Source organism: Oricola sp., assembly GCF_965230365.1.
Lineage (GTDB): Bacteria > Pseudomonadota > Alphaproteobacteria > Rhizobiales > Rhizobiaceae > Oricola.
Window position 1 is genome coordinate 2644983 of record NZ_OZ246003.1, and the last position, 24291, is coordinate 2669273.

General features: G+C 61.4%; 22 protein-coding genes. 8 read left to right on the plus strand and 14 right to left on the minus strand.

Features of this window, described 5'->3' with window-relative positions; translation table 11 throughout:
* Positions 1–26 precede the first annotated feature (26 nt).
* Genes ACO06R_RS12810 through ACO06R_RS12820 form a run of 3 tightly spaced genes read right to left on the minus strand, consistent with a single transcriptional unit; the run spans position 27 to position 3874 of the window.
* The gene (locus ACO06R_RS12810) at positions 27–1283 is read right to left on the minus strand and encodes a class II aldolase/adducin family protein (protein ID WP_421850398.1); all 1257 of its coding nucleotides are present in this window, start codon (positions 1281–1283) and stop codon (positions 27–29) included.
* 21 nt (positions 1284–1304) lie between these two features.
* Positions 1305–2891, minus strand: coding sequence for an FGGY family carbohydrate kinase (locus tag ACO06R_RS12815; RefSeq protein ID WP_421850401.1), 1587 nt, complete (start codon positions 2889–2891; stop codon positions 1305–1307).
* The gene (locus tag ACO06R_RS12820; RefSeq protein ID WP_421850404.1) at positions 2885–3874 is read right to left on the minus strand and encodes a 2-hydroxyacid dehydrogenase; all 990 of its coding nucleotides are present in this window, start codon (positions 3872–3874) and stop codon (positions 2885–2887) included. Before ACO06R_RS12820 ends, ACO06R_RS12815 begins: the two co-directional genes overlap by 7 nt.
* 208 nt (positions 3875–4082) lie before the next feature.
* Between ACO06R_RS12820 and ACO06R_RS12825 the strand changes: the two genes are divergently transcribed.
* From ACO06R_RS12825 to ACO06R_RS12845, 5 genes are all read left to right on the plus strand, one after another.
* A complete protein-coding gene (locus tag ACO06R_RS12825; RefSeq protein WP_421850408.1) occupies positions 4083–5399 on the plus strand; it encodes an ABC transporter substrate-binding protein in 1317 nt (438 codons plus the stop codon).
* A 109-nt stretch (positions 5400–5508) separates the two neighbouring features.
* Positions 5509–6351 (plus strand): carbohydrate ABC transporter permease, encoded by an 843-nt coding sequence (locus ACO06R_RS12830; RefSeq protein WP_421850411.1) that lies wholly within the window; start codon positions 5509–5511, stop codon positions 6349–6351.
* Positions 6348–7232 (plus strand): carbohydrate ABC transporter permease, encoded by an 885-nt coding sequence (locus ACO06R_RS12835; protein ID WP_421850414.1) that lies wholly within the window; start codon positions 6348–6350, stop codon positions 7230–7232. Before ACO06R_RS12830 ends, ACO06R_RS12835 begins: the two co-directional genes overlap by 4 nt.
* A gap of 9 nt (positions 7233–7241) precedes the next feature.
* Entirely contained in the window at positions 7242–8279 is a 1038-nt protein-coding gene (locus ACO06R_RS12840; protein ID WP_421850417.1) for an ABC transporter ATP-binding protein, read from the plus strand.
* Positions 8254–9258, plus strand: a complete 1005-nt coding sequence (locus ACO06R_RS12845) for a sugar-binding transcriptional regulator (protein WP_421850420.1) — start codon at positions 8254–8256, stop codon at positions 9256–9258. The genes ACO06R_RS12840 and ACO06R_RS12845 overlap by 26 nt, the downstream gene beginning before the upstream one ends.
* Positions 9259–9294: 36 nt before the next feature.
* On the opposite strand, the gene ACO06R_RS12850 is transcribed toward ACO06R_RS12845, so the two are convergent.
* From ACO06R_RS12850 to ACO06R_RS12895, 10 genes are read right to left on the minus strand one after another with little or no spacing between them, the layout of a single operon-like run.
* Positions 9295–9747, minus strand: a complete 453-nt coding sequence (locus ACO06R_RS12850) for a RidA family protein (RefSeq protein WP_421850424.1) — start codon at positions 9745–9747, stop codon at positions 9295–9297.
* Positions 9693–10100: an acyl-CoA thioesterase gene (locus tag ACO06R_RS12855; protein ID WP_421850427.1), complete on the minus strand. Its 408-nt coding sequence runs from the start codon at positions 10098–10100 to the stop codon at positions 9693–9695. Before ACO06R_RS12855 ends, ACO06R_RS12850 begins: the two co-directional genes overlap by 55 nt.
* A gap of 8 nt (positions 10101–10108) precedes the next feature.
* On the minus strand, positions 10109–11302 hold the full coding sequence (kynU, locus tag ACO06R_RS12860) for a kynureninase (protein ID WP_421850430.1): 1194 nt from the start codon (positions 11300–11302) through the stop codon (positions 10109–10111).
* 2 nt (positions 11303–11304) lie between these two features.
* Positions 11305–12144 (minus strand): tryptophan 2,3-dioxygenase, encoded by an 840-nt coding sequence (locus ACO06R_RS12865; RefSeq protein ID WP_421850432.1) that lies wholly within the window; start codon positions 12142–12144, stop codon positions 11305–11307.
* Positions 12141–13763, minus strand: coding sequence for an AMP-binding protein (locus ACO06R_RS12870; RefSeq protein ID WP_421850435.1), 1623 nt, complete (start codon positions 13761–13763; stop codon positions 12141–12143). Before ACO06R_RS12870 ends, ACO06R_RS12865 begins: the two co-directional genes overlap by 4 nt.
* Positions 13764–13765: 2 nt before the next feature.
* Entirely contained in the window at positions 13766–14929 is a 1164-nt protein-coding gene (locus ACO06R_RS12875) for an acyl-CoA dehydrogenase family protein (protein ID WP_421850438.1), read from the minus strand.
* On the minus strand, positions 14929–15729 hold the full coding sequence (locus ACO06R_RS12880; protein WP_421850442.1) for an enoyl-CoA hydratase family protein: 801 nt from the start codon (positions 15727–15729) through the stop codon (positions 14929–14931). Before ACO06R_RS12880 ends, ACO06R_RS12875 begins: the two co-directional genes overlap by 1 nt.
* A gap of 2 nt (positions 15730–15731) precedes the next feature.
* Positions 15732–16205 (minus strand): MarR family winged helix-turn-helix transcriptional regulator, encoded by a 474-nt coding sequence (locus ACO06R_RS12885; RefSeq protein WP_421850445.1) that lies wholly within the window; start codon positions 16203–16205, stop codon positions 15732–15734.
* On the minus strand, positions 16202–16945 hold the full coding sequence (locus ACO06R_RS12890) for an SDR family NAD(P)-dependent oxidoreductase (protein WP_421850448.1): 744 nt from the start codon (positions 16943–16945) through the stop codon (positions 16202–16204). Before ACO06R_RS12890 ends, ACO06R_RS12885 begins: the two co-directional genes overlap by 4 nt.
* A complete protein-coding gene (locus ACO06R_RS12895) occupies positions 16942–19239 on the minus strand; it encodes a bifunctional salicylyl-CoA 5-hydroxylase/oxidoreductase (RefSeq protein WP_421850451.1) in 2298 nt (765 codons plus the stop codon). Before ACO06R_RS12895 ends, ACO06R_RS12890 begins: the two co-directional genes overlap by 4 nt.
* 246 nt (positions 19240–19485) lie before the next feature.
* Between ACO06R_RS12895 and ACO06R_RS12900 the strand changes: the two genes are divergently transcribed.
* Positions 19486–20622, plus strand: coding sequence for an acyl-CoA dehydrogenase (locus ACO06R_RS12900; protein WP_421859385.1), 1137 nt, complete (start codon positions 19486–19488; stop codon positions 20620–20622).
* A 93-nt stretch (positions 20623–20715) separates the two neighbouring features.
* The gene (locus ACO06R_RS12905; protein ID WP_421850454.1) at positions 20716–22686 is read left to right on the plus strand and encodes a 3-hydroxyacyl-CoA dehydrogenase NAD-binding domain-containing protein; all 1971 of its coding nucleotides are present in this window, start codon (positions 20716–20718) and stop codon (positions 22684–22686) included.
* An 11-nt stretch (positions 22687–22697) separates the two neighbouring features.
* On the opposite strand, the gene ACO06R_RS12910 is transcribed toward ACO06R_RS12905, so the two are convergent.
* Entirely contained in the window at positions 22698–22865 is a 168-nt protein-coding gene (locus tag ACO06R_RS12910) for a hypothetical protein (protein WP_421850457.1), read from the minus strand.
* A gap of 179 nt (positions 22866–23044) precedes the next feature.
* On the opposite strand from ACO06R_RS12910, the gene ACO06R_RS12915 reads away from it, so the two are divergent.
* Complete coding sequence (locus ACO06R_RS12915) at positions 23045–24268, plus strand: hypothetical protein (protein ID WP_421850459.1); 1224 nt, start codon at positions 23045–23047, stop codon at positions 24266–24268.
* Positions 24269–24291: the final 23 nt, after the last annotated feature.

Below are 24291 nucleotides of genomic sequence, written 5' to 3' on the forward strand. Positions count from 1 at the left end.
CGCGACCCAATGGCCGCGTAGTCGGTTCACTTTCGCTGCGACTTCGCCTGTTCGAGGGTCCAGTATTCCATCTCGAATAGGTCCGGCTCGCTGATCGGACGGAAGCTGCCCAGCGCCTCCGACGCGATAACGGCGCGGGTGGTCTGAACCATCAGATCGGCGACGATCCCCGCTCCCTTCTCGGAGCTGTCGACACCGTAGATGCCCCTGCCCCGCACCACGATGGCCTTCGGTTGCGGCCCGAGCATCGTCTTCGGTTCGGCGGCGTTTGGTGCATGGCGATCGAAATAGGCGGTGTATTCAGCCGCGAAAACGCGCATCTTGGCGGCCAGAGCATCGATCGGATCGTCCTCGCTGCAAATCATCGCAAACGGCTTGATGCGGATCACGTGATCTGGCGTGACCGTACCGCGCCGCGAAATCTCATCCAGTCGATCATGTCCCGTGTAACTGCGGACATTGGCATCTTCGCGATAGTCGAACGCCACGCTTGCCATCTCCGGAAACGCCGCGGCGAATGCTTCGCCAAGCCGTGCGGTCAGCGCTTCCGGTTCGTTCGCCTCATTGGCGAGATCGGCGGCAAGTGCAGCACCTTTGCCCGCCAGATAGTCCTCGGCTTCCGAGGTATATTCGATGGTCAGGCTGTAGCTCTCGCGTGCGTCGTCGGAGAAGGTGAACAACCCGTGGTTCTGCAAGAACAGTCCCTTGCAGCCTGGATTACGGTCGTAGATGTCGCCACAGGCAATCGACAAGTCGAAGCCCGGCATCACATAGGGCACAAACGCGACCTCATCGCCGAAGACCTCGGCGCAGAGTTGCTCAGCGTCAGGCTGATTGGCCAGCACGAGGATCGGCAGCGAATGGGTATGGTCGACGAAAGCGTGTGGAATGAACGCGTGCAACAGGGTTTCGACTGACGGATTGGGCGCATCTCTGTCCATCAAATTGGCCCGCAGCAACGCAACCATCTCAGGATCGCTCATGCCGCCAGACGTGCGCGCGGCAAGCAATGGCTCAAGATCGACGGCGGGCAGGCCCGGCGCCTCAATCGTCGCGAGATCCCAGCCACTTCCCTTGACATGCAGCGTGCGGCGCTTCGATCCATCCGGCCAGGTCCGGTCGACCTTGACCGAGGTGTTGCCGCCGCCGTGTAACACCAGGTCGGGTTCCCGGCCGAGCAGGCGGGAGGAGTAAACCCGCTCGGCCAGTGCGACGTCGGCCGCTTCGCCGCCGGCCTTGTTCCGCAACGGGTCGATTTCATCGTCGCGCCAAAGGTTTTCCATCGCTCTGTTCCCTGCAGTTGATTACTGGATCGTAGCCCGCGCCCCTGCTGCCTGCCACATGGACGGAGCGAGGTTGCGCAGGGCAAACGGGATCATCTCGGTGTCGAGTTCGGCCCATTTGGCGGCCTTTTCGGCCATCAGTGCATGGATGGCCGGATCGGGCTCGTGGGTTCGCTCGATGCCGCTTGCCATCTGGGTGGCATCGTCGATCAGGCCGGCGCCGCGCGCCGCCAGTATCGCCGCCCCCAGCGCCGTCGTTTCCTTGACCGTGGTGATGTCGACCGGCAGGCCGAACGTGTCGGCGATGATCTGCGGCCACAGCCGCCCCTGCGCGCTGCCGCCGGTCATGGTGATCCGCGCGTAGTGCTGGCCGGTGCATTCGGCGACGATGGCGCGATGCGCCTGGCTGACGAAGGCGCCGGCTTCCATCAGTGCACGGGCACACGCCATGCGGCCGGTACGTTGCGCATCGCCGACATCAAAACCGATGAAGCTGGCCGGTGCGTTGATCCAGCTGTCGGACTGCATCACGGTGGCAAACACCGCCTGCAGGCCGTTGGTGCCGGGCGGCACGGCAGCCGCCTTCTCCTCGATCAGTTCGAACACCGCGCGGCCCTGTTCGGCCGCTTCGCGCGTCTCCAGTTCGCAGAACGCATCGCGGAACCAGCGCAGGCTGAAACCGGTCAGAAAGCCAATGCCCTCGATCATCCACTGGCCCGGATGGGCATGGCACAGGGTGCGCAGCCGCCGCTGCGGGTCGATCACCGGTGTGTCGGTGATCGCCGTCAGTTGCCAGAACGAGCCGGCGACCAGTGTCGCATCGCCCGGCTTGCGCGCCAGCCCGGCCAGCGCCAGTTGCGTGTCGCCGCCGCCGGCATGGACCGGCGTGCCTTCGATCAAACCGGTGCGAGCTGCGGCTTCGCCTGTCACCGCGCCGCAGACCTCCCCCGATTCAACCACGCGCGGACACAGCGCCGGGTCGAGATCGAGCGCGCGCAGCACTTCGTCGGACCAGCTGCGGCGGCTCAGGTCGAACAGCGCCGATGACGAGCCGGCGCTCGGTTCGGTGCAGAACTCGCCGGTCAGCCTTGTAGCGATCCAGTCGCTCAACATCCCGAAGGTTCGGGTCGCCTCCAGGATCTCGGGTGTATTCTGGCGAATCCACAGGAAGCGCGACGGCGCGGTAATCGACACCCAGTCGCCGCCGGTCTCGAAAATCGTCTCGGCCAGCCCCGATGCGGCCAAACTCTCAGCCTGCGCCTGGGCGCGCCCATCGATGTTGGGACAGGCCCACAACACCTTGCCGGCGGCGTCATATAGCACCATGCCCTCGCGCATCGATGTGGTCGAAACCGCCTTGATGCGGCCGGCAGCACCACCGATGTCGGCAACCACCTCACGGCACACCTCGTCGAACAACAAGCCATTGGCGTCGGTGTCGAAGTCCATACCGCCGGGCGCATCAGGCGTCTGGCGGTGATGCCACTCACGCTGGCCGACCGCCACCTCGCGACCGGAAAGATCAAACAGGATCGCGCGGCAACTGCCTGTCCCGCCGTCCAGTGCAAGAACCAGCGGACATAATCCTTCGTCGTCAACCATTAGCATGGATTGTTTAACTCCTTGCCGGCGAGATAGTTCCCGACGTCGGCGGCGATCATGTTGGCGGCAAACGTGACGACATGGACAGAAGCGCCGGCGATGTGCGGCGTCAGCGTAACGTTGGGCAGCGGAAGCAAGGGGTCGTTGGGTGCCGGTGGCTCGGGCACATAAGTGTCGAGCGCGGCGCCGCCAAGATGACCGGACTGCAGTGCTGCAGTCAACGCTTGCTGGTCAATGAGTTCGCCGCGAGCAGTGTTGATCAGATAAGCGCCTTGCTTCATTGAGGCAAAGGTGTCGGCGGTGAACATGTCTCGCGTCTCGGGTGTCAATCGTGCATGCAGCGATACCACATCAGAGACACGCAGCAGCGTGGCGAAGTCGCATTTCGTGATCCCCGCTGCTGCGTCTTCGGCATTCGGTTCGACATAAGGGTCAGAAAAAACAATGCGGCAACCAAACGGCTCCAGCAGATGCGCCACGCGCCGTCCCACCGCCGAATAACCGATGAGGCCGACCGTCAGTTCCGACAGTTCTTGTCCGGTCCGGTCGGCGCGATAGAGATCGCCGCGCCAGATGCCTTTGCTCAAACCGGCATGGCCAAGCGTGAAACGCCGTGTCTGGCAAAGAATCGCGCCAATGGTGAATTCGGCGACGGCGGTGGCGTTGCGTCCTGGCGCGTTGACAACCTGAACGCCGTGCTCCCGCGCCGCCGCGATATCGACATTGACAGGTCCACCGCGCGATACGCCGATCAGTTTCAGGTTGGGGCATTTCTCGAATACCGAGCGCGGTATTGGCGCCAGGTGTGTGATGCATATCTCCGAGTCGCCGATCTCTGCCGCCGACGTTTCGGCGCTACCCTGGTACTCCTTGATCCCGTCGAAAGGTGCCCCGAACGGATGTTCGGGCCAGTCGGTCTCAAAGGTGCGGATCGAGAAGCAGGCACCTGGAATCGTGTTCAGCGCAGACGCAAAGGCGTCCGCTCGCATAAAAAGGTCGCCGATGACGGAAACTTTTGTCGGTTCGATACCAGCCGGCATGAGATGTGAGCCCTCTTTTCGCAATTCATGAAACAGATATCTTGACTGAAATTATTTTCAAGTCCATTTTTCAAAATCGGACCACCGGTCACGAAGGTGGTGGAGTTGAAAGTGGACAGGCCGCACATCAAGCGGCCGACAATCGGGAGGATACGGAATGTCCAACAGCATCTTGCAAGACCTGTCGCGCCGCAGGTTTCTCAGCCACACGGGCGGGTCGCTCGCTGCGATCGCCGCGGCGACGATCTCGCCATCATTCCTCGGCAAGGCCCATGCGGGCGAAACGTTGACGTTGATGATGTCGCAACCACAGGTCGCCGGGGCGCGTCATGCCGCCGCCGCCTTTCTGGAAGCAACCGGGATTGCCGTCGAAGTCGTTGCCGTTCCGCTCGATCAGACCTATCAGCAGATCGCGCTCGACCAGGCATCCGGCGCGAACCGCTTCGATTGCTTCGATTTCTGGTACATCGCCCTCGGTTCGGTTGCCGAAGAAGGCCTTGCCCTCGATCTGACGGACTTGATCGAACGCGATCGGGAGATGATCAATCCCGACGATTTCGTGCCGAGCGTCTACGACGCCTACTCACTGTGGAATGGCCGCCGCTATGCGTTGCCGTTTGACGGTGATACGCACGCCTTGTTCTACAACAAGGAAATCCTCGCCAAGCACGGCGTCACCCCACCAAAGACTTGGGATGCGTTGAACGCCGCCGCTCAGAAGATCACCGAGGCAGAAGCCGGCAACGGCGTGCATGGCCTCGCATTGATGGGCGCGCCAGTGCCGATCCTGGTGATTGCAACCTTTGCCAACCGCCTGGCGAACTTCGGGGGGTCCTTCGTCGACGCCGACGGCAGGCCGTCACTCAACACCGAAGCTGCCTACGCCGCCGCCGCCAACATGGCGGATGTAGCGCCATTCTGTACGCCGACGCCGGCAGAGGTCGGCTTTACCGAAGCACTGAACGCCTTTATCGGCGGCAAGGCTGCAATGACCGAAGGCTGGATCGATCTCGGCGTGTTCGCCCAAGACGAGGCAAACTCCGCCATTGTCGATAAGTGGGATGTGGTGCCGCTACCCGTCGGCCCCGGCGTCGACGCGAGCCGTGCGCCGCTGAATGCCGGCTGGACGCTCGGTGTCTCCGCCAAAACTGAAAAACAGGAGGCGGCCTGGGAGTTCGTCAAGTTCGCGACGTCCGCCAAGATGGGCCTCGACCTGATCACGACCACCGGCTCGGGCATCGATCCGTTCCGCATCTCGAACATGAATGACCCGGCCTACAAGGCGTTCAACGAGAAGTCGCAGCGCGCCGCAAGCGCCTCGCTCAACGGTGCGGTTTCCTGGCCGCGCAATCCAAAATCGACGCGCATGCTGGAACGGCTGACCGACGAGATCGCCGCCATGCTCGCTGGCGAGCAAAGCCCGATGCAGGCGATGGACCGCACGCAACGTGCGTGGGAACGCCTGATGCGTTAAGAGGGGAAGAAGCGCCCGCGGGGGGCTTGGCCTTCCGCGGGGCTTTTCTCGTTCGGATTGATACTTAATGACTGCTCATAACCGCCGCCTCAGATTGTCTGGCGCCGCAATGCTTGCCCCACTCATTTTCGGGCTCGTTGTCTTTGCGGTTTATCCCTTTGTGTTTCTTGTCTTTCTGTCGTTCAGCGACAGCACATTGGCCAACCAGTTCAATGGCTGGCTCGGATGGGACAACTTCGTCTGGAGCTTCGAGGGCACCGATTTTCCGGAGACGCTGCAGCGCACCATCATCTTCGCGCTGTCGGCCTCGGTGATCCAGATGTGCGCTGGCTTCATGATCGCCTGGTTGCTGTTTACCGCATTTCAGGACCAGAAATTCGTTCGCGCGCTTATCTTGCTGCCATTGATGACGCCACCGGTTGCGGTCGGTGTCACCTGGAAGCTGCTCTTCAACACCAATGGCTGGTTCAACACTGCGCTGATGTCGCTCGGTCTGGTCAGCGAACCGATCTCCTTTCTAGGTGAAGGCCACTATGCCTTTCCGGCGATCATGGCCGCAGACACATGGCAGTGGACGCCGTTCATCGTGATCCTGTGTTACGCCGCGCTGGTGTCGCTACCCAAAAGCGTCTTTGAGGCGGCGGCCATCGATGGCGCCTACCGCCGGCAGATGCTGCTCCATGTCATTGTGCCGATGCTCTGGCCTCAGCTTCTCGCAGTCTTCCTGATCCGCCTGATCATCGCATTCAAGACCTTCGACTTGGTCTATGTGCTGACGTTCGGTGGTCCTGGCAATGCGACCAACATCTCCAGCTTCGAGATCTGGAAGACCGCCATGCGGGAGTTCGATCTCGGCCTCGCAGCCGCGCAAACACTGATTCTCGCCGTCGTCGTGACGGTCGTTACCCTGCCTGTTGTCCTGTGGCACAAACATGTGGACGCGCGCCGATGACCTACGAGACCGAAACCGCGCGGGCCCGCTACGACCGGCTATCGGCGCTCGCCGGCAAGCCGCCAAAACGCGACAAGGGCGCGGGCCTGATCGCGTGGTTGATGCTTGCTTTGGTGATCGTCGTGATCCTGCTTCCGATCGCCTATTCGGTGGCAACATCGTTCAAACCGCGAAGCGACATTGCCCTCGGTACCTTTTGGCCGACGCAACCGACGATGGAGAACTGGGGTACGGCATTCGCGACGGTGCCGCTCACCTACTTCATCCGCAATTCGATCTTCGCCGCGGTTTTTAGCGCGATGCTGACACTCGCGCTGACCGTACCCGCGACCTACGCCATGGTCCGGCTCGGGGTCGGTCGCCGCTTCCTGCCAGATTTCACGGTTGCAACCTACCTGGCGCCGCCGGTCGTGGCTCTGATCCCGCTGTTCATCATGCTTCAGAGGCTCAATCTGACGGACTCGTTGATTGGCATGACGCTCGTTTACGGCTTGATGAACATACCTGTGGCATTTTGGCTGATGCGCGGCTTCGTCGCCGAAATCCCGCGCAGCGTCGATGAAGCGGCATGGCTGGACGGTGCTGGCTACTGGCGCAGTTTTCTGACCGTGACCGTACCGCTATTGTTGCCTGCCTTCATTGCCACCGGGCTGATCTGCGCGGTGCTTTCCTTCAATGAGTTCCTGTTCGCCTCGACCATGACCTTCGGTCCCCACAGCCGCACGCTGACCGTTGGCATCTCGCTGTTTCAAGGCGAACGCTTCGTCAATTTCGGGCAGATGGCCGCCGCTTCGCTCTCGGGCATGATCCCGATCTATTTCGTCGCCATACTGGTGCAGAAATGGCTGATCGGCGGCCTCGCACACGGTTCGGTCAAATAGGATTTTCACGTGGCCCAATTCGATATCGTCAAACTCTGCAAGAGCTACGGCACGCTCAAGATCCTTAAAGACATCGATCTCGTCGTCGAAAACGGCGAGTTCCTTGTCCTGGTTGGTCCGTCCGGCAGTGGCAAGTCAACTCTGCTGCGGATCATCGCCGGCCTCGAAGAGGCGACTTCTGGCGTGATCGCCCACAACGGCGAACCGAAGACCAATCTGCCGCCACAGGAACTGAACCTCGCCATGGTGTTCCAGGATTATGCGCTCTATCCGCATATGACCGTGCGCCAGAACATGGGTTTTGGCTTGAAGATCCGCGGCCAAAACAAGACCGAAATTGAGCGACGCGTCAACGAGGCCGCGCGCATGCTTGCCCTGGAAGAGTATCTCGAACGGCGGCCTTCCGCACTTTCGGGCGGCCAGCGCCAACGGGTCGCGATGGGGCGCGCGATCGTGCGCCAGCCTGTCGCCTACCTGTTCGACGAACCGCTCTCCAACCTCGACGCCAAGCTGCGCGTCGAGATGCGATCCGAGATCGTTGCGCTGCAGAAACGGGTCGGTGCGACGACGATCTATGTGACTCACGATCAGGTCGAAGCGATGACCATGGGCGACCGGATCGTGTTGCTAAAGGACGGCCGGATCGAACAGATCGGCCCGCCCATGGAACTCTATCTGAAACCGCGCAACCTGTTTGTCGCGCGTTTCATCGGCACGCCACCGATGAACATCATCGACACCGGCAGCCTAGTGGAGCCGAGCCCGGCACTGGCAAACCTGATCGCAAAAACAGGCGCCCGCTTTGTCGGACTGCGCCCAGAGCATCTCAGCCTCGCATCGTCCAGCGAGTTCAGCATCGGCGTCTCGGATGCCACATGCCATCCCGTCGGGGCGACGACACAGCTTGTCGGGATGAACGCCGGCAACCAGGTCGAGGCCGCCCTGCCCGGCATTGTCCACGCACCGGGCGACAAGGCCACCCTTTTCATGGACGAGAAGGACATTTACATATTCGGCGAGGATGAGCAGCGAATCGAACCCACCTGAACCGGTCACCCGTTCAGCGCCCACTCAGGAGCGCGCGTCGGATGCCTCAATCGATGTGGCGTGGCTGCATTATGTCGGCGGGTTGACTCAAGCAGAGATCGCGAAACAGCGCGGCCTTTCAAAGGCGACAGTTCACCGGTTGCTGCGTGCCGCACATGAAAGCGGCGCAGTTTGCGTGTTCATCGACGCACAGCCGAGCGCCGAGGTTGAACTTGAACAGCAGATGATCGCCAGGTTCGGCCTGACTTCGTGCCGGCTTGTGCCCTCAACGATAACTGGCGAAGAACAGATACGCGATGGCGTCGCCTCGCTCGCCGCACGCTCCCTGCTTTCGCAACTGGAAGTCAACAAGAACGCGGTTATCGGGCTTGGAGTCGGGCGTACGCTTACCGCTATGGCCCGCGCCTTTCCCCGTGCTCGCTACCCAGATGTCGAGTTCGTCAGCCTGACAGGCGACTTTTCAGTCTTCCGCACCGGTCATTCGACAGATGTGCTGCGTCGTCTCGCGGACCGCACCGGCGGTCGGGGCTATGCGATCGCGGCACCGATCCTGGCCAATTCGGAGACGGACCGTAACGTTCTCATGGCGCAATCAGGCACCCGCATCGCGCTCCAGAAGACGCGCGATGCAAAACTCGCGTTTGTCGGGGTCGGACACCTCGGCGAAGGGTCCTTCCTCCAAGCCTTCAACCTGGTCGACAAGGCAGAACTTGAAGAGCTGCGAGCGCTAGGCGCTGTTGCCGACTTCTGCGGCACGCTGCTCGATGCAGATGGTCAACCCGTCGACTGCGACGTGGCGCGCCGTGTCGTCGCATGTCACATTGATGAGCTTGCAAAGAAGCGTAATACCGCGATCGCATTCGGCACTGGCAAAATCCCGGCGATCCTGTCGGTCCTCAGGGCGGGTCTAGTCGCAGAACTCATTTCCGACACCAAGACCGCCGAGTTATTGCTCAAATCAGATTGGGTAGCCGGGTAATCTAACGTCAATTTGCCCGGATAACGAAATCAGTGATCAGTCCTGTGCGATATAGGCCGTCGCTTCGATCTCGACGAGCGCCTCGTCTTCAACGAGATCGTTGATCACGATCATCGACATCGCGGGAAAATGCCGGCCGAAGACACGGCGATAGGCTTCGCCCACAGCGCGTTGGTTTGCCACATACTCCGCCTTGTCCTTGATGAACCAGGTCAACCGCCCGACATCGCTCACATCGCCACCGGCGGCGCGCACGATCTCGGCGATATTGGCCAGCGCCTGCTCCATTTGGGCAATGAAACCGCCATCCACAAAATTCTTGTCTTTATCCCAGCCGATCTGGCCACCAATATGCAACGTGCCGTCGGGCATCAGCATACCGTTTGCATAACCGAGGGCCGGCGCCCAACCATCCGGATGTATCGTCTTCGGCTTCATGAGGTTCCTTCCAGAAGTTTGGTCACCTTTTCGCGGACGTTCGCCGGCCACGGTTTCGACCGGCCGTCTGCCCCAATGCATACCAGCACCTGCGTGGCGGTCAGTCTTGTTTCCGCCTGCGCTCTCGCAACAAGCTGCAGGGTCATGCTCGTTCCGCCAATTCCCACTATGGTCACCTGCCATTCCAGCACGTCGCCATGCCGGCTCGGCGCCCTGAAATCGACGTCAAAACTGGCCGTCGGCACTCCGCCTTCCGGGTGCATTGTCTCGAATGGCCAACCGAGCAGATCACTGAACATCGTCTCGACGGTATCGTTTATCATTTCGAAATAGCGTGGGTAAAACACGATTCCGGCGGGATCGCAGTGCTTGAACAGCACCTTCTGGCGGAGACTGAAATGCATGGAATCGCTCACGTAACCGCCGACACGACTTGATACTTCTCATCTCGCCACAACTCGCCACCGATAACCTCGGCGATAATCGCGGCGGCCGTCCGCACATCGTCATCGCCGATGTAAAGCGGCGTGAATCCAAAGCGCATAATGTCGGGCGCGCGGAAATCGCCAATCACACCGCGATCGATAAGCGCTTGCATCGCGGCATAGCCGTGCTCGAACGCAAACGATACCTGACTGCCACGCAGACCTGAATCGCGCGGCGAAGCCAATGTCAGTTGAGGACATCGTAACTCGACTTCGGAGATGAAAGTGTCGCAGAGTCCGATCGAGGCCGCGCGAACATCCACCATGGCGACGCCGTCCCAAGCGTCCAGTGCCGCGTCGAGGACTGACAACTGGATGATCGGCGGCGTGCCGACCCGCAACCGCTCGGTCGACATGGCCGGGCGGTAGTCAGGCTCCATGGCGAAGGGAGCCGCATGACCCAACCAACCCGCCAACGCCGGTTCAATGCGCTCGACAATATCGGGTCGTGCATAGATGAATGCCGGCGCGCCCGGGCCGCCGTTCAGGTATTTGTACGTACAGCCGACTGCGAACTCGGCCCTGCAGGCGGCGATCTCCACCGGCACCGCACCGGCGCTGTGCGCAAGGTCCCAGATCATTACCGCGCCCGCCTCATGGGCGAGCCGGGTAATGTGTCCCATGTCGTGCATGCGCCCTGAGCGGTAGTCGACATGGGTCAGCATGACGACCGCGACATCTTCGCAGATGGCACTTGCGACATCTTCAGGCGCTGGTGTGCGCAGTTCATGGTCCTTGCCGATGGTCCGGATCAGGCCTTGCGCCATGTAGAGATCGGTCGGAAAATTGCCGCTGTCCGACAAGATCACCTTGCGGTCCGGTCGCATTTCGAGTGCCGCCGCCAACGCCTGATACACTTTGATCGACAGTGTGTCGCCAGTGGCGACCGAATCCTCGGGTGCGCCGATCAAGCCAGCGATCCGATCGCCGACACGTTTCGGCAACGTCATCCAGTCGGCCGTATTCCAGGCGCGGATCAGTTCGCCGCCCCACTCTTCTCCGATCACGTTTAGCGCACGCTCGGCCGCACCCTTCGGCAAAGGGCCCAGTGAATTGCCATCGAGATAAATGACGCCGTCAGGGATATCGAACAGCCCCTTTCTCGGCAGGCTTGCCGCCATGGTCAAAGCTCTCCGCGCAGGTGCCACAATTCAGGAAAGAGCTCGACATCGAGCATTCGGCGCAGATACTGCACACCCGATGTGCCGCCGGTACCCCGCTTGAACCCGATTACCCGTTCCACGGTTGTAACGTGGTTGAAGCGCCAGCGCCGGAAATAGTCCTCAAGATCGACCAGCTTCTCGCCCAGCTCGTAAAGCGTCCAGTAGCGCTCAGTATCCTCATAGACGGTCTTCCAACGCGCCTGGATCTCGGGGATTGCCGTATGCGGTGAATTCAGTTGTGGCGCTGGCACCGCTTCGGCGTCGCCGTCAACTGTCGTGAACAACAGGCGGACGACCTCATCGTAGAAGCTGGGCCGCGTCAGCTCCTTGCTCAGCTTCTCGTAAACGTCCGGCATGTGCTCATGCGGCTTGAGCATGTTCGGGTTCCGGTTGCCGAGGACATACTCAATCATACGGTACTGGTAGGACTGAAAGCCAGACGATGGTCCAAGCGCCTCGCGAAACCGCGTGTAGTCGGCCGGCGTCATCGTCCGGAGCACGTCCCAGGCGCTGTTGAGCTGCTCGAATATCCGGCTTACACGCGCCAACATCTTGAACATTTTCGCCGTGTTGCCGACCGTTAGCGCATCGCGTGCGGACGCCAATTCGTGAATCGCCAACTTCATCCACAATTCGCTGGTTTGATGCTGAACGATGAACAGCATCTCGTCGTGGGCCGTGCTCTGCGGATGCTGCTGCGCGAGGACGTTGTCGAGGCACAGATAGTCGCCGTAGGACATCGCATCCGAGAAAATCATCTTCGCGCCGTCGTTCTCCGGATTGTAGGCGCCGCTACTCATCGGTTTTCTTCCTTCAGCTTGAAGCGCTGGATTTTTCCGCTCTCGGTCTTCGGAAGCTCCCGCTTGAAAACGATGGATCGCGGGTACTTGTATGGCGCGATCGTCGCTTTGACGTGATCCTGCAACAGCTTCGCCAATGCGTCGCTTGGAGTTTCGGAAACACTCAGAACCACATGCGCCTGCACGATTGCGCCGCGTTCCTCGTCGGGCACGCCGATCACCGCGCATTCGGAAACCGCGTCGTGGGAGAGCAAGGCAGCCTCGACCTCCGGCCCGGCGATGTTGTAGCCGGCCGACACGATGATATCGTCGTTGCGGGCGGCAAAGTGAAAGTATCCATCCTCATCGACGCGGAACGCATCGCCGGTGATGTTCCAGCCGGCCTGCACGTACTCGGTCTGCCTTTCGCCCCCCAGATAGCGGCAGCCAGTCGGGCCTCGCACTGCCAGGCGACCCACTTCGCCCGGTGCGAGGTCTTCGTTGTTCGGACCGATAACCTTGGCTTCGTAACCGCTCACCGGCTTGCCCGTGCAGGCCGGCCGGTGATCGCTGAACCGATTGGTGACAAAGATGTGCAACATCTCGGTAGCACCGATGCCGTCGAGCATCGGCTTGCCCGTCTTGGCCATCCACTCGTCATAGACGGGTCCTGGCAAAGTTTCGCCTGCCGAGACCGCGGCCCTTAGCGAACTCAAGTCTGCCCCTTCGTCCATCGCGCGCATCATGGCGCGATAGGCCGTCGGCGCCGTGAAGCAAACGGTCGCTCGGTACTTCTCGATGATCTCGATCATGTGTGGCGGGGACGCATTCTCCAGAAGCGTCGCTGCGGCACCAAACCGCAGCGGGAAGATGGCAAGCCCGCCAAGGCCGAATGTGAAGGCCAGCGGCGGAGAGCCGACGAAGACATCATCGGGTTGAACGTCGAGCACTTCTTTTGCATAGCCATCGGCGATGATCATCAGATCGCGATGGAAGTGCATCGTTCCCTTGGGTGCGCCAGTCGACCCGGATGTAAATCCGATCAGCGCCACATCGTCGCTCGACGTCTCGACTGCTTCGAAGATCACCGATTTCTCAAGCGCCAACCGGTCAAGTTCCGCGTCGTGGTTGGAAGTGCCATCAAACCCGACAACCGTTTTGAGGAAGTTGCTCTGCTTGGCGCAGGCGATCATTTCGTCCATCAGGCGCGTATCGCAAAGCGCGTGGCTGATTTCCGCCTTATCGACATATTTCGCCAATTCGCCGGCACGGAGCATCGGCATGGTGTTGACCACAACAGCGCCAGCCTTGGTTGCCGCGAGCCAGCAGGCGACCATCGCAGGATTGTTCGCCGAACGGATCAGCACGCGGTTACCGGGTTTGACGCCGAGATCGTCAACGAGTGCATTCGCGAGCTTGTTTGTCCAATCGGCCAGTTCCTTGTAGGTCCGGCGTCTCCCGTTGCCGATCAATGCGGTGTGGTCACCAAGGCCCTTGGCCACCATTGCATCAGTGAGTTCGACCGCCGCATTCAACCGGTCCGGATACTCAAACCCGTCCAGAAGCAGATCGGGCCAAGCTTCCTGCGCCGGCAGGTTGTCGCGCGCGAACGCATCGGTGTGCGCGGATCTCCCAAGCATTACTATCTCCCCTGATGCGCCGACAGCGCCTGGCGCGCGATCACCACGCGCTGCACATCGGATGCGCCTTCGTAGATACGCAACGCCCTGATTTCACGATAGAGTTTCTCGACAGTTTGACCGGAGCGAACCCCGTCGCCACCGTGCAACTGCACGGCCTTGTCGATCACCTGCTGCGCCCGATCGGTGGCGTAGAGCTTGGCCATCGCCGCCTCGCGCGTCACGCGCGGCGCTCCACTGTCTTTCGTCCAGGCGGCTCGATAGACAAGCAACGCGGCCGCATCGATATCGAGCGCCATGTCGGCAATGTGCCCCTGGACCATTTGCAGATCGAAAAGCGGCGACCCCTGAACCTGTCTCGTCGTGACCCGTTCGATGGCTTCGTCGAGTGCGCGGCGCGCAAAACCGAGCGCGGCAGCGGCAACCGTCGAGCGAAATACGTCAAGCACCGACATGGCAATGCGGAACCCCTGCCCCGGTTCGCCGAGCATTGCGGATGCCGGGATGCGGCAATCGGTGAAGCGCAGCGTCGCGAGCGGATGCGGCGCAATCACCTCAAGCCGTTCGGCAACTTCGAAGCCCGGGAGGCCGGCCGGGACGATAAACGCGGACAAGCCCTTGGCGCCGGGCGCCTCCCCGGTGCGCGCGAACAACGTGTAGACGTCGGCGATACCGCCATTGGAGATCCAGGTCTTCTCGCCGTTCAGAACATAGCCGTCGCCGTCGCGGGTGGCCGTCATTGTCGAGCTCGCGACATCGGAACCAGAAGCAGGCTCGGTCAGGGCGAAAGCCGAAATCGCCTCGCCGGCCCGCGTTTGCGAAAGCCACTCGGCCTGTTGTTCCGGCGTACCGAACAAGGAAATGGCACCGGTGCCCAGCCCCTGCATGGCAAAAGAGAAGTCCGCCAGCCCGTCATGGCGCGCCAGTGTCTCGCGGATCAGGCAGAGCGAGCGTACATCGAGCGGCGCGCTGCCTTCCGGATCGACAGCCGAATGCCGCAGCAAGCCCGCCTCGCCCAAATCGGCGACCAGCTTGCGGCATGCCGCATCGGTGTCGTGATGGTCGATCGACGACAAATTCGCTTCCGCCCATGCCTCGACCTCGGCAGCCATGGCACGGTGCTTGTCATCAAGGAACGGCCAATCCAGAAAGCTCTTGTCCGCCATCAGTCGCCCTCGAAAACCGGCCGCTGCTTGGCAACGAATGCGTGATAGGCGCGATGGAAATCCTGACCCTGCATGCAGATCGCCTGCGCCTGCGCCTCCGCCTCGATGGCCTGTTCAAGCGTCATAGACCATTCCTGCGCCAGCATCGTCTTGGTCATCATGTTGGCGAATCCGGGCCCTGCCGCGATGCGCCCGGCGATTTCGTGCGCCGTTGCCATGAGTTCCCCGGCTTCGACCACCCGATTGAAGAACCCCCAGGAAACCCCTTCATCGGCTGTCATCGAGCGACCCAGATAGAGCAGCTCGGCAGCACGTCCCTGGCCGATGATCCGCGGCAGGATCGCGCATGCACCCATGTCGCAACCCGCCAAGCCGACACGATTGAACAGAAACGCGGTTTTCGCTTCCGGCGTCGCGACACGCAGATCGGACGCCATGGCGATGATCGCGCCCGCGCCCGCACACACGCCATCGACGGCGGCAATGATCGGTTTGCCGCAGTTCAGCATCGCCTTGACCAGATCGCCGGTCATGCGGGTGAAGCGCAGAAGTTCCTTCATGTTCATCTCGGTCAGCGGGCCGATGATATCGTGCACGTCGCCGCCGGAACTGAAGTTTCCGCCATTGGGCGCGAACACGACCGCCTTGACGTCATCGTCGTAGTGCAGATCGCGGAACCAGTCGCGAAGCTCGGCGTAGCTGTCGAAGGTCAACGGGTTCTTGCGTTCCGGACGATCCAGAGCGATCTCGGCGATACCGCTGTCTATCTTGCAGTTGAAATGGCTCACGTCGGTCCGCACGCTTACTGCTCCTCCAGCGAATTCGTCAGATGATCGAGACGGCGGATCATGCCGTCGATGTCGTCGGCGCTCAGGCCACCGAGGATCTCGTCGATCCAGGTCTCGTGCGACGCGGCCTGCTCGGCGAACGCCGCCTGCCCCTTTGCCGTAAGCCGGACGAGATTGGCCCGGCGGTCCCCGGGGACCGCGACCCGCAACGCCAGCCCTTCCTCGGTCAGCTTGTCGACGATCCCGGTGATGTTGCCGCTGGAGACCCGCAAGAGCTTGGAGATCTCGTTCATCTTCATGCCTTGCGGCGCCCGGTCGAGCACCGACATCACGTCGAATCGGGGCAAGGTGGACGTGCAGCGATGGCGCAGCCGCCGGCGGACTTCGTCCTCGATAAGGTTGCTCGCCTTCAATAGTTTCAGCCACAACCGCAATCGTTTTTTGGAAAGCGGCTCGTCCTGGGGTGTTGTTTCCGGCCGGTTCATCACACTTCGCCTCCCGAGATCGTTAGCGCGTGTCCGTTGACTGAACGCGCGCCGTCGGAACACAACCATAGCGCAGTTTCCGCTACCTCGTCGGTCTGAACAAATCGCTTCTGCGGATTTCCGGCGACAAGTGAAGAGCGGGCCTCTTCGGCGCTCATTCCGGTCTTCTCCATGATGTTGGCGACCGAACGATCGAGCATCGGTGTCTCAATAAACCCGGGGCAGATCGCGTTCACGGTCACACCCGAACTGGCGAGTTCGAGAGCAAGCGATCGCGTCAGACCGATCACGGCATGCTTTGCTGCACAATAGGCGGACACGTAAGCATAGCCCTTCAGCCCGGCCGTCGAGGCGATGGCGACCATGCGGCCCCAGCCGGCCTGCTTCATGTCGGCCAGCGCCTCACGCCAGACATTGGCGACACCGATCACGTTGACGGCGAGCATCGCTTCCATCGTATTGGAGGACATCCTGGCGAAGGGTACGCTTTCTGCCGCGCCGGCATTGGCGATGACGCCGTGCACCGGACCGATGGCCGTGCGCGCCGCGGCAAAGGCGTCCGCAACGGCGTTGGCATCGGTCACGTCACAGACTTGGTATGGCAAGCCCTGCGCGGCCAGCGATGCCTCGGTACGCCCGAAGATCGTGACATCCGCGCCCGCGTCGGCAATAACCTTGGCGGTCGTGGCGCCAACACCCGAGCCGCCGCCGGTGACGACGATATGCCTGCCTGCCAGCGTCATACCCGTATCGTCTCCGCTTCCCGGTCGGCCAGGCGCCAGGCTTGGTCGCGGCCGGCCAGATAGGGCACCGGCCAGGAGGTTTCGTAGCGGTCGCCAATCTTGGCGCCCTCATGCAGCGTCCAGTACGGGTCCGCCAGATGCGGCCGGCCAACAGCGACCAGATCGGCGCGACCGGCCATCAGGATCGAGTTGGCGTGATCGGCCTCGTAAATGTTGCCAACCGCCATGGTGCTGATGCCCGTTTCGTTGCGGATACGGTCCGAGAACGGCGTCTGGAACATGCGACCATAGACGGGTTTGGCCTCGACCGAAGTCTGTCCGGCTGAAACATCGATAATGTCGGCGCCGGCTTCGCGGAACGCCTTGGCAATCTCGACGGCTTCTTCCGGTGTGACACCGTCTTCACCGACCCAGTCATTGGCCGAGATGCGTACCGACATCGGCTTCTTCGCCGGCCAGACAGCGCGCATCGCCCGGAACACTTCCAGCGGCCAACGCAGCCGGTTTTCGAGGCTGCCGCCAAATTCGTCGGTGCGCTGGTTCGACATCGGCGAGATAAACGACGAAATGAGATAGCCGTGCGCGGCGTGAAGCTCGATCATGTCGAAGCCGGCGCGATCTGCCATTCGTGCCGCAGCGACGAACTCGTCGCGCACCCCATCCATCTCGTCGCGTGTGATCTCGCGCGGTGCGGCATTGTTTGCGGACCACGGGATTGGTGATGCCGAAACGATGTCCCAGTTGCCGTCCTTGAGCGGTGCGTCCATTACTTCCCAGCCGAGTTGGGTCGAGCCCTTGCGGCCTGAATGGCCGATCTGGCAGCAGATCTTGGCGTCCGTCTCCGCATGAACGAAATCGGTCAGCTTCTTCCAGGCGGCCTCGTGCTCGGGCGCATAGAGACCGGGACAGCCGGGTGTGATCCGCCCTTCCGGCGAGACACAGGTCATCTCGGTGTAGACGAGGCCGGCCCCGCCCTTGGCACGCTCGCCATAGTGGATGAGATGCCAGTCCGTCGGACAACCGTCGACGGCCTTGTATTGCGCCATCGGGGAGACCACGATCCGGTTTTTTAGTTCCATGTCACGCAGCTTGTAGGGTGCAAACATCGGCGCGCGAACGGGTTCGTTGCTCTCGACCCCGGCTTTCGACTGGAACCACTTCTCCGCCGATTCCACCCATTCAGGATCGCGCAACCGCAGGTTCTCGTGGCTGATGCGTTGCGACCGCGTCAACAACGCGTAGTTGAACTGCACCGGATCGAGATCAAGGTAGCGTTCGACACGCTCGAACCATTCCAGCGAATTGCGCGCCGCCGATTGCAAGCGCAGCACTTCCAGCCGGCGCTCTTCCTGATATCGCTCAAAGGCAGCGGTCATGTTCGGCTCGGAATGCAGGTAGTTGGCAAGTGAAATGGCGCTGTCGAAGGCCAGTCGAGAACCCGAGCCAATAGAAAAGTGCCCGGTTGCCGCTGCGTCGCCCATCAGCACGATGTTCTCATGGTGCCACTTCTCGCAAATCACCCTCGGGAAATTCATCCAGACCGCCGAGCCGCGCAGATGCGCGGCATTCGACATCAGTTCGTGCCCGCCTAGATGCGATGCGAAGATCTTTTCGCAGGTTGCAATCGTGTCTTCCCTGGACATGTCCTCGAAACCCCAGCGGTCCCAAGTGTCCTGCTGGCATTCAACGATAAATGTCGCGGTGTCGGCATCGAACTGGTACACATGCGCCCACATCCAGCCGTGCTCGGTTTTCTCGAAAATGAAGGTAAAGGCATCATCGAATTTCTGATGCGTACCCAACCAGATGAACTTGCATTCGCGTATGTCGATATCGGGCCGGAAATGGTCGACGTATTCGGTTCGAACACGTGAGTTGATGCCGTCGCATGCAACGACAAGATCGTAATCCTTGCGGAATTCCTCTGCGCTTTCGAACTCCGCTTCAAAGCGCATGTCGACGCCGAGTTCGCGCGCCCTTTCCTGCAGGAGGATCAGCATCTGCATGCGGCCGATGCCCGCAAACCCGTGACCGCCCGACACCGTGCGGACGCCGTTATGGACAACAGCAATGTCATCCCAGTAGGCGAAGTGATCGCGAATTGACTGCGCGCTGGCCGGATCGTTTTCCTGCAGATTGTCGAGCGCGTCGTCGGACAGGACCACACCCCAGCCAAACGTATCGTTCGCCTTGTTGCGTTCGAAAACCACAACCTCATGCGACGGATCCCGCAGTTTCATCGAGATTGCGAAGTAAAGTCCGGCTGGTCCGCCACCAAGACATGCGACGCGCATATTCTGCTCCCAATTCTGCTGCGACACGCGGAATCGCACGCCGCCTTTCCGGTGGAAGATATCGGAAAGAGCGTATTACTTCAAGCTTGAAATATCGTTACATTATATTTATAAACCTAAAGATAGCCATGCCAGACCGCAGAGAGAACCGACATGCAAGCAGTTAAGGCACACTCCAACACCCCGGAATCCGCACGCGCGAAACCCGCCACTCTTGAGTGGAGCGATCCATTTCACCTCGAATCGATGCTTTCCGAAGAAGAGCGAATGATCCGCGATGCCGCCAACGCTTACTGCCAGGACAAACTGGCGACGCGGGTGATCGAGGCTAACCGCCACGAAATCTTCCATCGCGAGATCATGTCCGAAATGGGCGCGCTTGGCTTGCTCGGCTCCACCATCCCCGAGGAATATGGCGGTGTCGGCGCAAACTATGTTTCCTACGGGCTCGTTGCGCGCGAAGTCGAGCGCGTGGACAGCGGCTATCGCTCCGCCATGTCGGTTCAAAGCTCGCTCGTCATGCACCCGATCTTCGCCTATGGCTCCGAAGAGCAGCGGATGAAGTACCTTCCGAAGCTCGCTTCCGGCGAATGGGTCGGGTGTTTCGGCCTGACCGAGCCCGATCATGGCTCTGATCCCGGCTCCATGATCACGCGCGCCAAGAAGGTCGATGGTGGCTATCTGGTTTCCGGCGCCAAGAACTGGATCACCAACTCGCCGATTGCCGATGTCTTCGTGGTTTGGGCCAAGTCCGATGCCCATGACGACAAGATCCGCGGCTTCGTGCTGGAAAAGGGGATGAAGGGTCTCGAAGCGCCGAAGATCGAGGGCAAATTCTCGCTCCGTGCGTCGATCACCGGCATGATCCAGATGGATGATGTCTTCGTGCCCGACGACAATCTGCTGCCTCATGCACAGGGCCTCGCCGGCCCGTTTGGCTGCCTGAACCGCGCCCGCTACGGTATCAGTTGGGGCGCCATGGGCGCTGCCGAAGCGTGTTGGCATGCCGCACGCGAATACACGATGGAGCGCAAGCAGTTCGGCAAGCCGCTGGCTGCCATGCAGCTCGTCCAGAAGAAGCTCGCCGACATGCAGACGGAAATCTCCCTCGGCCTGCTCGGTTCGCTGCGTCTCGGCCGCATGATGGATGCGCACGAAAACTCCGCCGAACTGATCAGCCTGATGAAACGCAACAACTGCGGCAAGGCGCTGGCGATTGCCCGCGAGGCGCGCGACATGCATGGCGGCAACGGCGTATCCGACGAATACTGCGTCATTCGCCACGTCATGAACCTGGAGGCGGTCAACACCTATGAAGGTACCCATGACGTCCATGCACTGATCCTGGGCCGCGGCCAGACTGGCCTGCAGGCCTTCCAGTAACTACCAAAGTCGAACCCGACTGCGGGCGCGGCTTCTACCCTCCTTGACCCGGCCACCAAACCCGCAAGCCGACTTTTCGGCAGGAGACCCATCATGGTCGTGAACGTTTCCCGTAGTGGCGCCGTCGCCATCGTAACTATCGACAATCCGCCGGTGAATGCACTGGGGCTGGACGTCCGCAAGGGCCTGCTCGACGCGCTTGAAACAACCGAAGCAGATACAGCGGTCAGCGCGGTCGTTCTAATCTGTGCGGGCCGCACCTTCATCGCCGGCGCCGATATCCGGGAGTTCGGAAAGCCGCCGGTCGAACCGCATCTACCCGACCTGTTGGCGCGCATCGAACGGGCAACGAAACCTTGGGTTGCGGCAATCCACGGCACAGCGCTGGGCGGCGGTCTCGAAACAGCCCTTGTCTGTAGCCACCGCATTGCAGCTCGCGATGCCAAGCTCGGCCTGCCGGAAGTCAATCTCGGGCTGATACCAGGCGCCGGCGGCACAGTTCGCCTGCCGCGTTTGGTTCCCGCCGACAAGGCACTCGAATTGATCTCCGGCGGCAAGCCAGTCGCCGCAACGGCGGCGCTGGAGATGGGGCTGATCGACGCTATTGCCGATGGTGAACTGCGCGAAACCGCAGTTGCGCTGGCGGAGACGGTCGCCGGAGAACTGGCCCGGCCACCGATAAGCGAACGCCCACCTGTCGCACCGACCGATGAAGCGCAATTCGAGGCCGCAGCCGCGAGGATCGAGAAGCGCGCCGGCCGGCAAAATGCGCCGAAGGCTGCCGTCGCCGCAGTCCGCAACGCGCTTTCCATGTCGGCTGAAGAAGCCTTCGCCGCAGAACGCGCGGCCTTCATTGCGCTGCGCGACGACCCGCAATCCGCCGCCCTGCGGCATATATTCTTCGCCGAGCGTGCGACAGGCCGCGCCGACCGCATCAAGGGCGTCGAGCCGCTTGCGCTGGAGACGATTGGCGTCATCGGCGGCGGAACGATGGGTGCCGGCATCGTAGCCGCCTGCCTGCTGTCCGGCTTTTCCGTCATCATGTCCGAACGTGACGCCGAAGCCGCGGCGGCCGGCAAGTCCCGCGTCGAGGCGATTCTCGACGGCAGCCTGAAGCGCGGCCTGATCTCCGACACCGCCCACGCCGCCATGCTCGCGCGGTTTGCCGCGAGCGACAATCATGACAGCCTCGCTTCCGCCGATCTCGTCATCGAGGCGGTGTTCGAGGACATGGCCGTCAAGAAGGAGGTCTTCGCCCGGCTCGACGCCATCGCGAAGCCCGGCGCGATCCTCGCCACCAACACCTCCTATCTCGATGTTAACGAGATCGCCGCCGTGGCAGGCGATCCGGCGCGCGTCATCGGCCTGCACTTCTTCTCGCCGGCCCACATCATGAAGCTGCTGGAAATCGTCGTGCCCGATGCCGCCAGCGACCAGACGCTTGCGACCGCTGTCGCCTTCGCCAAAAGGCTGCGCAAGATCGCCGTGCTGGCCGGCGTCTGCGACGGCTTCATCGCCAACCGCATCATGTCGGCCTATCGGGCCGAAGCCGAATACATGCTCGAGGATGGCGCCCTGCCCTGGCAGATCGACAAGGCCATGACGGGTTTCGGCCTTCCGATGGGCATCTTCTCGATGCAAGACCTTGCCGGCCTCGACATCGGCTGGGCGCGGCGCAAGCGCCAGGCACCGGCGCGCGATCCGAACGCGCGCTATGTCGAGATCGCCGACCGGCTGTGCGAACGGGGCCGCTTCGGGCGCAAGACCGGACGCGGCTACTACCTCTATGACGATGCCGGCAATGCGTCCCCCGATCCGGAAATCGAAGCGCTGATCGTTGCGGAATCCGCACGCAAGGGTATCCAGCGCCAGACTATGAACGACGACTTAATCATGCAGCGCATTCTCGGAGCGATGCTCACCGAGGCGAACCGTGTTCTCGACGAGGGCATCGCCGCCAGCGCCGACGACATCGACGTCGTCATGGTAAATGCCTTCGGCTTTCCCCGCTGGCGCGGCGGTCCGATGTTCATGGCGCGGCAGGACGAAGCCGCAAAGGGCTAGGTTCCAAGAGTTTAGGCATCGGGATTGGTCAGCATGTGGTAGATGGCAAGCCCGCCCTGCCCCTTGCGGGCAAACTGCGGATCATTCGAAAGCTCGATGGCAATGACCAGCGGCACGATCAGAAACACCACGCCGACGAACACGCTAATTGCGATCTGTATGAGGTTTGAGCGGCACATGCCGTAGACCCTGCCGCAGGCCGGCCGAACCGCCACTGAACGCCGCGTTCATCCCGCATTCAGCTTGGTTAAGCCATTGACATGACGTAACGGCATATACCCGCTTGATGCTGACGAGGCGGCGGTCTAATTGTTCCATGTTGCCCATGATTTCCAGCCGGCGAGGCATAGTCCTCATCATGTTTTTGCGTGTTTTCCTGATTGCTGCATTTGCACTCGGTTTCGCCTGTCCGGCGCAGACGCAGGCACCGTCCTTCTCCAAGGCGCGTTATCCGATGACCCCGGTCGCGCCGAAATCGTTCTCAGAATGCGTCGAGATGAGCGAACGCTACAGTGCGCTCAGGCGCGCGGAGTACGACCAATGCCATCGGATCGGCCGGCAGATTCTTGACGAAGAAGGTATTACGTCTCGCCGGCATGACCGTTATTTGGCAGAAGCCAAGCCCCATTGCGATGCTGCGTGGCAAATTTACGAAGACGGCAAGGAGGCTTTCCGGCGCTGCAAGGACAGGCTGGAAAACAAGGAGCGCACGGAAAAGGCGCGGGACCTGCTGTCGCTCGACCTCGGATTGCGCGCGGGCGAGAAGACCGCGATCGAGGCGGCCAAGGCGCAACGACGTCTCGACAGGCTGGGCAAACCGACACGCTCATCGTCCGGGACCGGCCACCTGTCCAAAATCGGCAGGATCGCCGGCATCTACCACCGCACCTCGACGATGACCGACATCTTCGGCACCCGGCCGGGCCTCGGCATGTCGCTTGCCCAGGAAACGCTGCACTTCATGCCCAGTCACAACAGCCTGTCGCGGGCGCTGACCAAGTTCTCCGCCGACGCGATCATCCATATCTACGATGGCGCGATGACCGACCTGAAGCAGGGTTTCGAGCAGTTCGACGCCGCCAAACCGAAGCCTTCGAGCACCTGGCGGCCAAACGGCCATTTCCGGTCAAGCGTCGTCCAGCCCTACACTGTCGAAGCCGCAGACGCGTTCGAGGAAGCCGGTCGGATGGCCGCAGCGCGGCGGGAGGAAACGCAGGAATCCACCGCGACCAGTCAGGTGGCGGCACTCCCAGCCAAACCCTCTCCCGGCACCGGCGAAGGAAACCGGAAGCCGCAATTCGACACCGCAACATGCCGCTATCTGCGAAAGGAAATCGCACTCAGTCGAGAGCAGATCAGCGGAACCAATCCGACCTACAGACGCTTGGCGAAGGGCTGGCTCGAGAGAGACCAGGCGTTGTTCGAAGAGAACAACTGCCCACGCACCGAGAAGCCGTTTAAACCCGGAGCCGGCGAGGCTGACCCCAAAACCTGCGAGCGTCTGAGATCATTAGTCAAGGATCCCTACTATCGAGATGGTTCAAGACGCCAAGCCCGCGACCTGAACTGCAACGGCTTTTGACTAAATGTCAGCACGCCCCCCTC

Coding starts and splice junctions, on each gene's coding strand:
- ACO06R_RS12810 (WP_421850398.1), bottom strand. CDS start 1,283: ATGGAAAACCTTTGGCGCGACGATGAAATCGACCCGTTGCGGAACAAG.
- ACO06R_RS12815 (WP_421850401.1), bottom strand. CDS start 2,891: ATGCTAATGGTTGACGACGAAGGATTATGTCCGCTGGTTCTTGCACTG.
- ACO06R_RS12820 (WP_421850404.1), bottom strand. CDS start 3,874: ATGCGAGCGGACGCCTTTGCGTCTGCGCTGAACACGATTCCAGGTGCC.
- ACO06R_RS12825 (WP_421850408.1), top strand. CDS start 4,083: ATGTCCAACAGCATCTTGCAAGACCTGTCGCGCCGCAGGTTTCTCAGC.
- ACO06R_RS12830 (WP_421850411.1), top strand. CDS start 5,509: ATGCTTGCCCCACTCATTTTCGGGCTCGTTGTCTTTGCGGTTTATCCC.
- ACO06R_RS12835 (WP_421850414.1), top strand. CDS start 6,348: ATGACCTACGAGACCGAAACCGCGCGGGCCCGCTACGACCGGCTATCG.
- ACO06R_RS12845 (WP_421850420.1), top strand. CDS start 8,254: ATGAGCAGCGAATCGAACCCACCTGAACCGGTCACCCGTTCAGCGCCC.
- ACO06R_RS12855 (WP_421850427.1), bottom strand. CDS start 10,100: ATGCATTTCAGTCTCCGCCAGAAGGTGCTGTTCAAGCACTGCGATCCC.
- kynU (WP_421850430.1), bottom strand. CDS start 11,302: ATGGCGGCAAGCCTGCCGAGAAAGGGGCTGTTCGATATCCCTGACGGC.
- ACO06R_RS12865 (WP_421850432.1), bottom strand. CDS start 12,144: ATGAGTAGCGGCGCCTACAATCCGGAGAACGACGGCGCGAAGATGATT.
- ACO06R_RS12870 (WP_421850435.1), bottom strand. CDS start 13,763: ATGCTTGGGAGATCCGCGCACACCGATGCGTTCGCGCGCGACAACCTG.
- ACO06R_RS12875 (WP_421850438.1), bottom strand. CDS start 14,929: ATGGCGGACAAGAGCTTTCTGGATTGGCCGTTCCTTGATGACAAGCAC.
- ACO06R_RS12890 (WP_421850448.1), bottom strand. CDS start 16,945: ATGACGCTGGCAGGCAGGCATATCGTCGTCACCGGCGGCGGCTCGGGT.
- ACO06R_RS12895 (WP_421850451.1), bottom strand. CDS start 19,239: ATGCGCGTCGCATGTCTTGGTGGCGGACCAGCCGGACTTTACTTCGCA.
- ACO06R_RS12900 (WP_421859385.1), top strand. CDS start 19,486: ATGCTTTCCGAAGAAGAGCGAATGATCCGCGATGCCGCCAACGCTTAC.
- ACO06R_RS12905 (WP_421850454.1), top strand. CDS start 20,716: ATGGTCGTGAACGTTTCCCGTAGTGGCGCCGTCGCCATCGTAACTATC.
- ACO06R_RS12910 (WP_421850457.1), bottom strand. CDS start 22,865: ATGTGCCGCTCAAACCTCATACAGATCGCAATTAGCGTGTTCGTCGGC.
- ACO06R_RS12915 (WP_421850459.1), top strand. CDS start 23,045: ATGTTTTTGCGTGTTTTCCTGATTGCTGCATTTGCACTCGGTTTCGCC.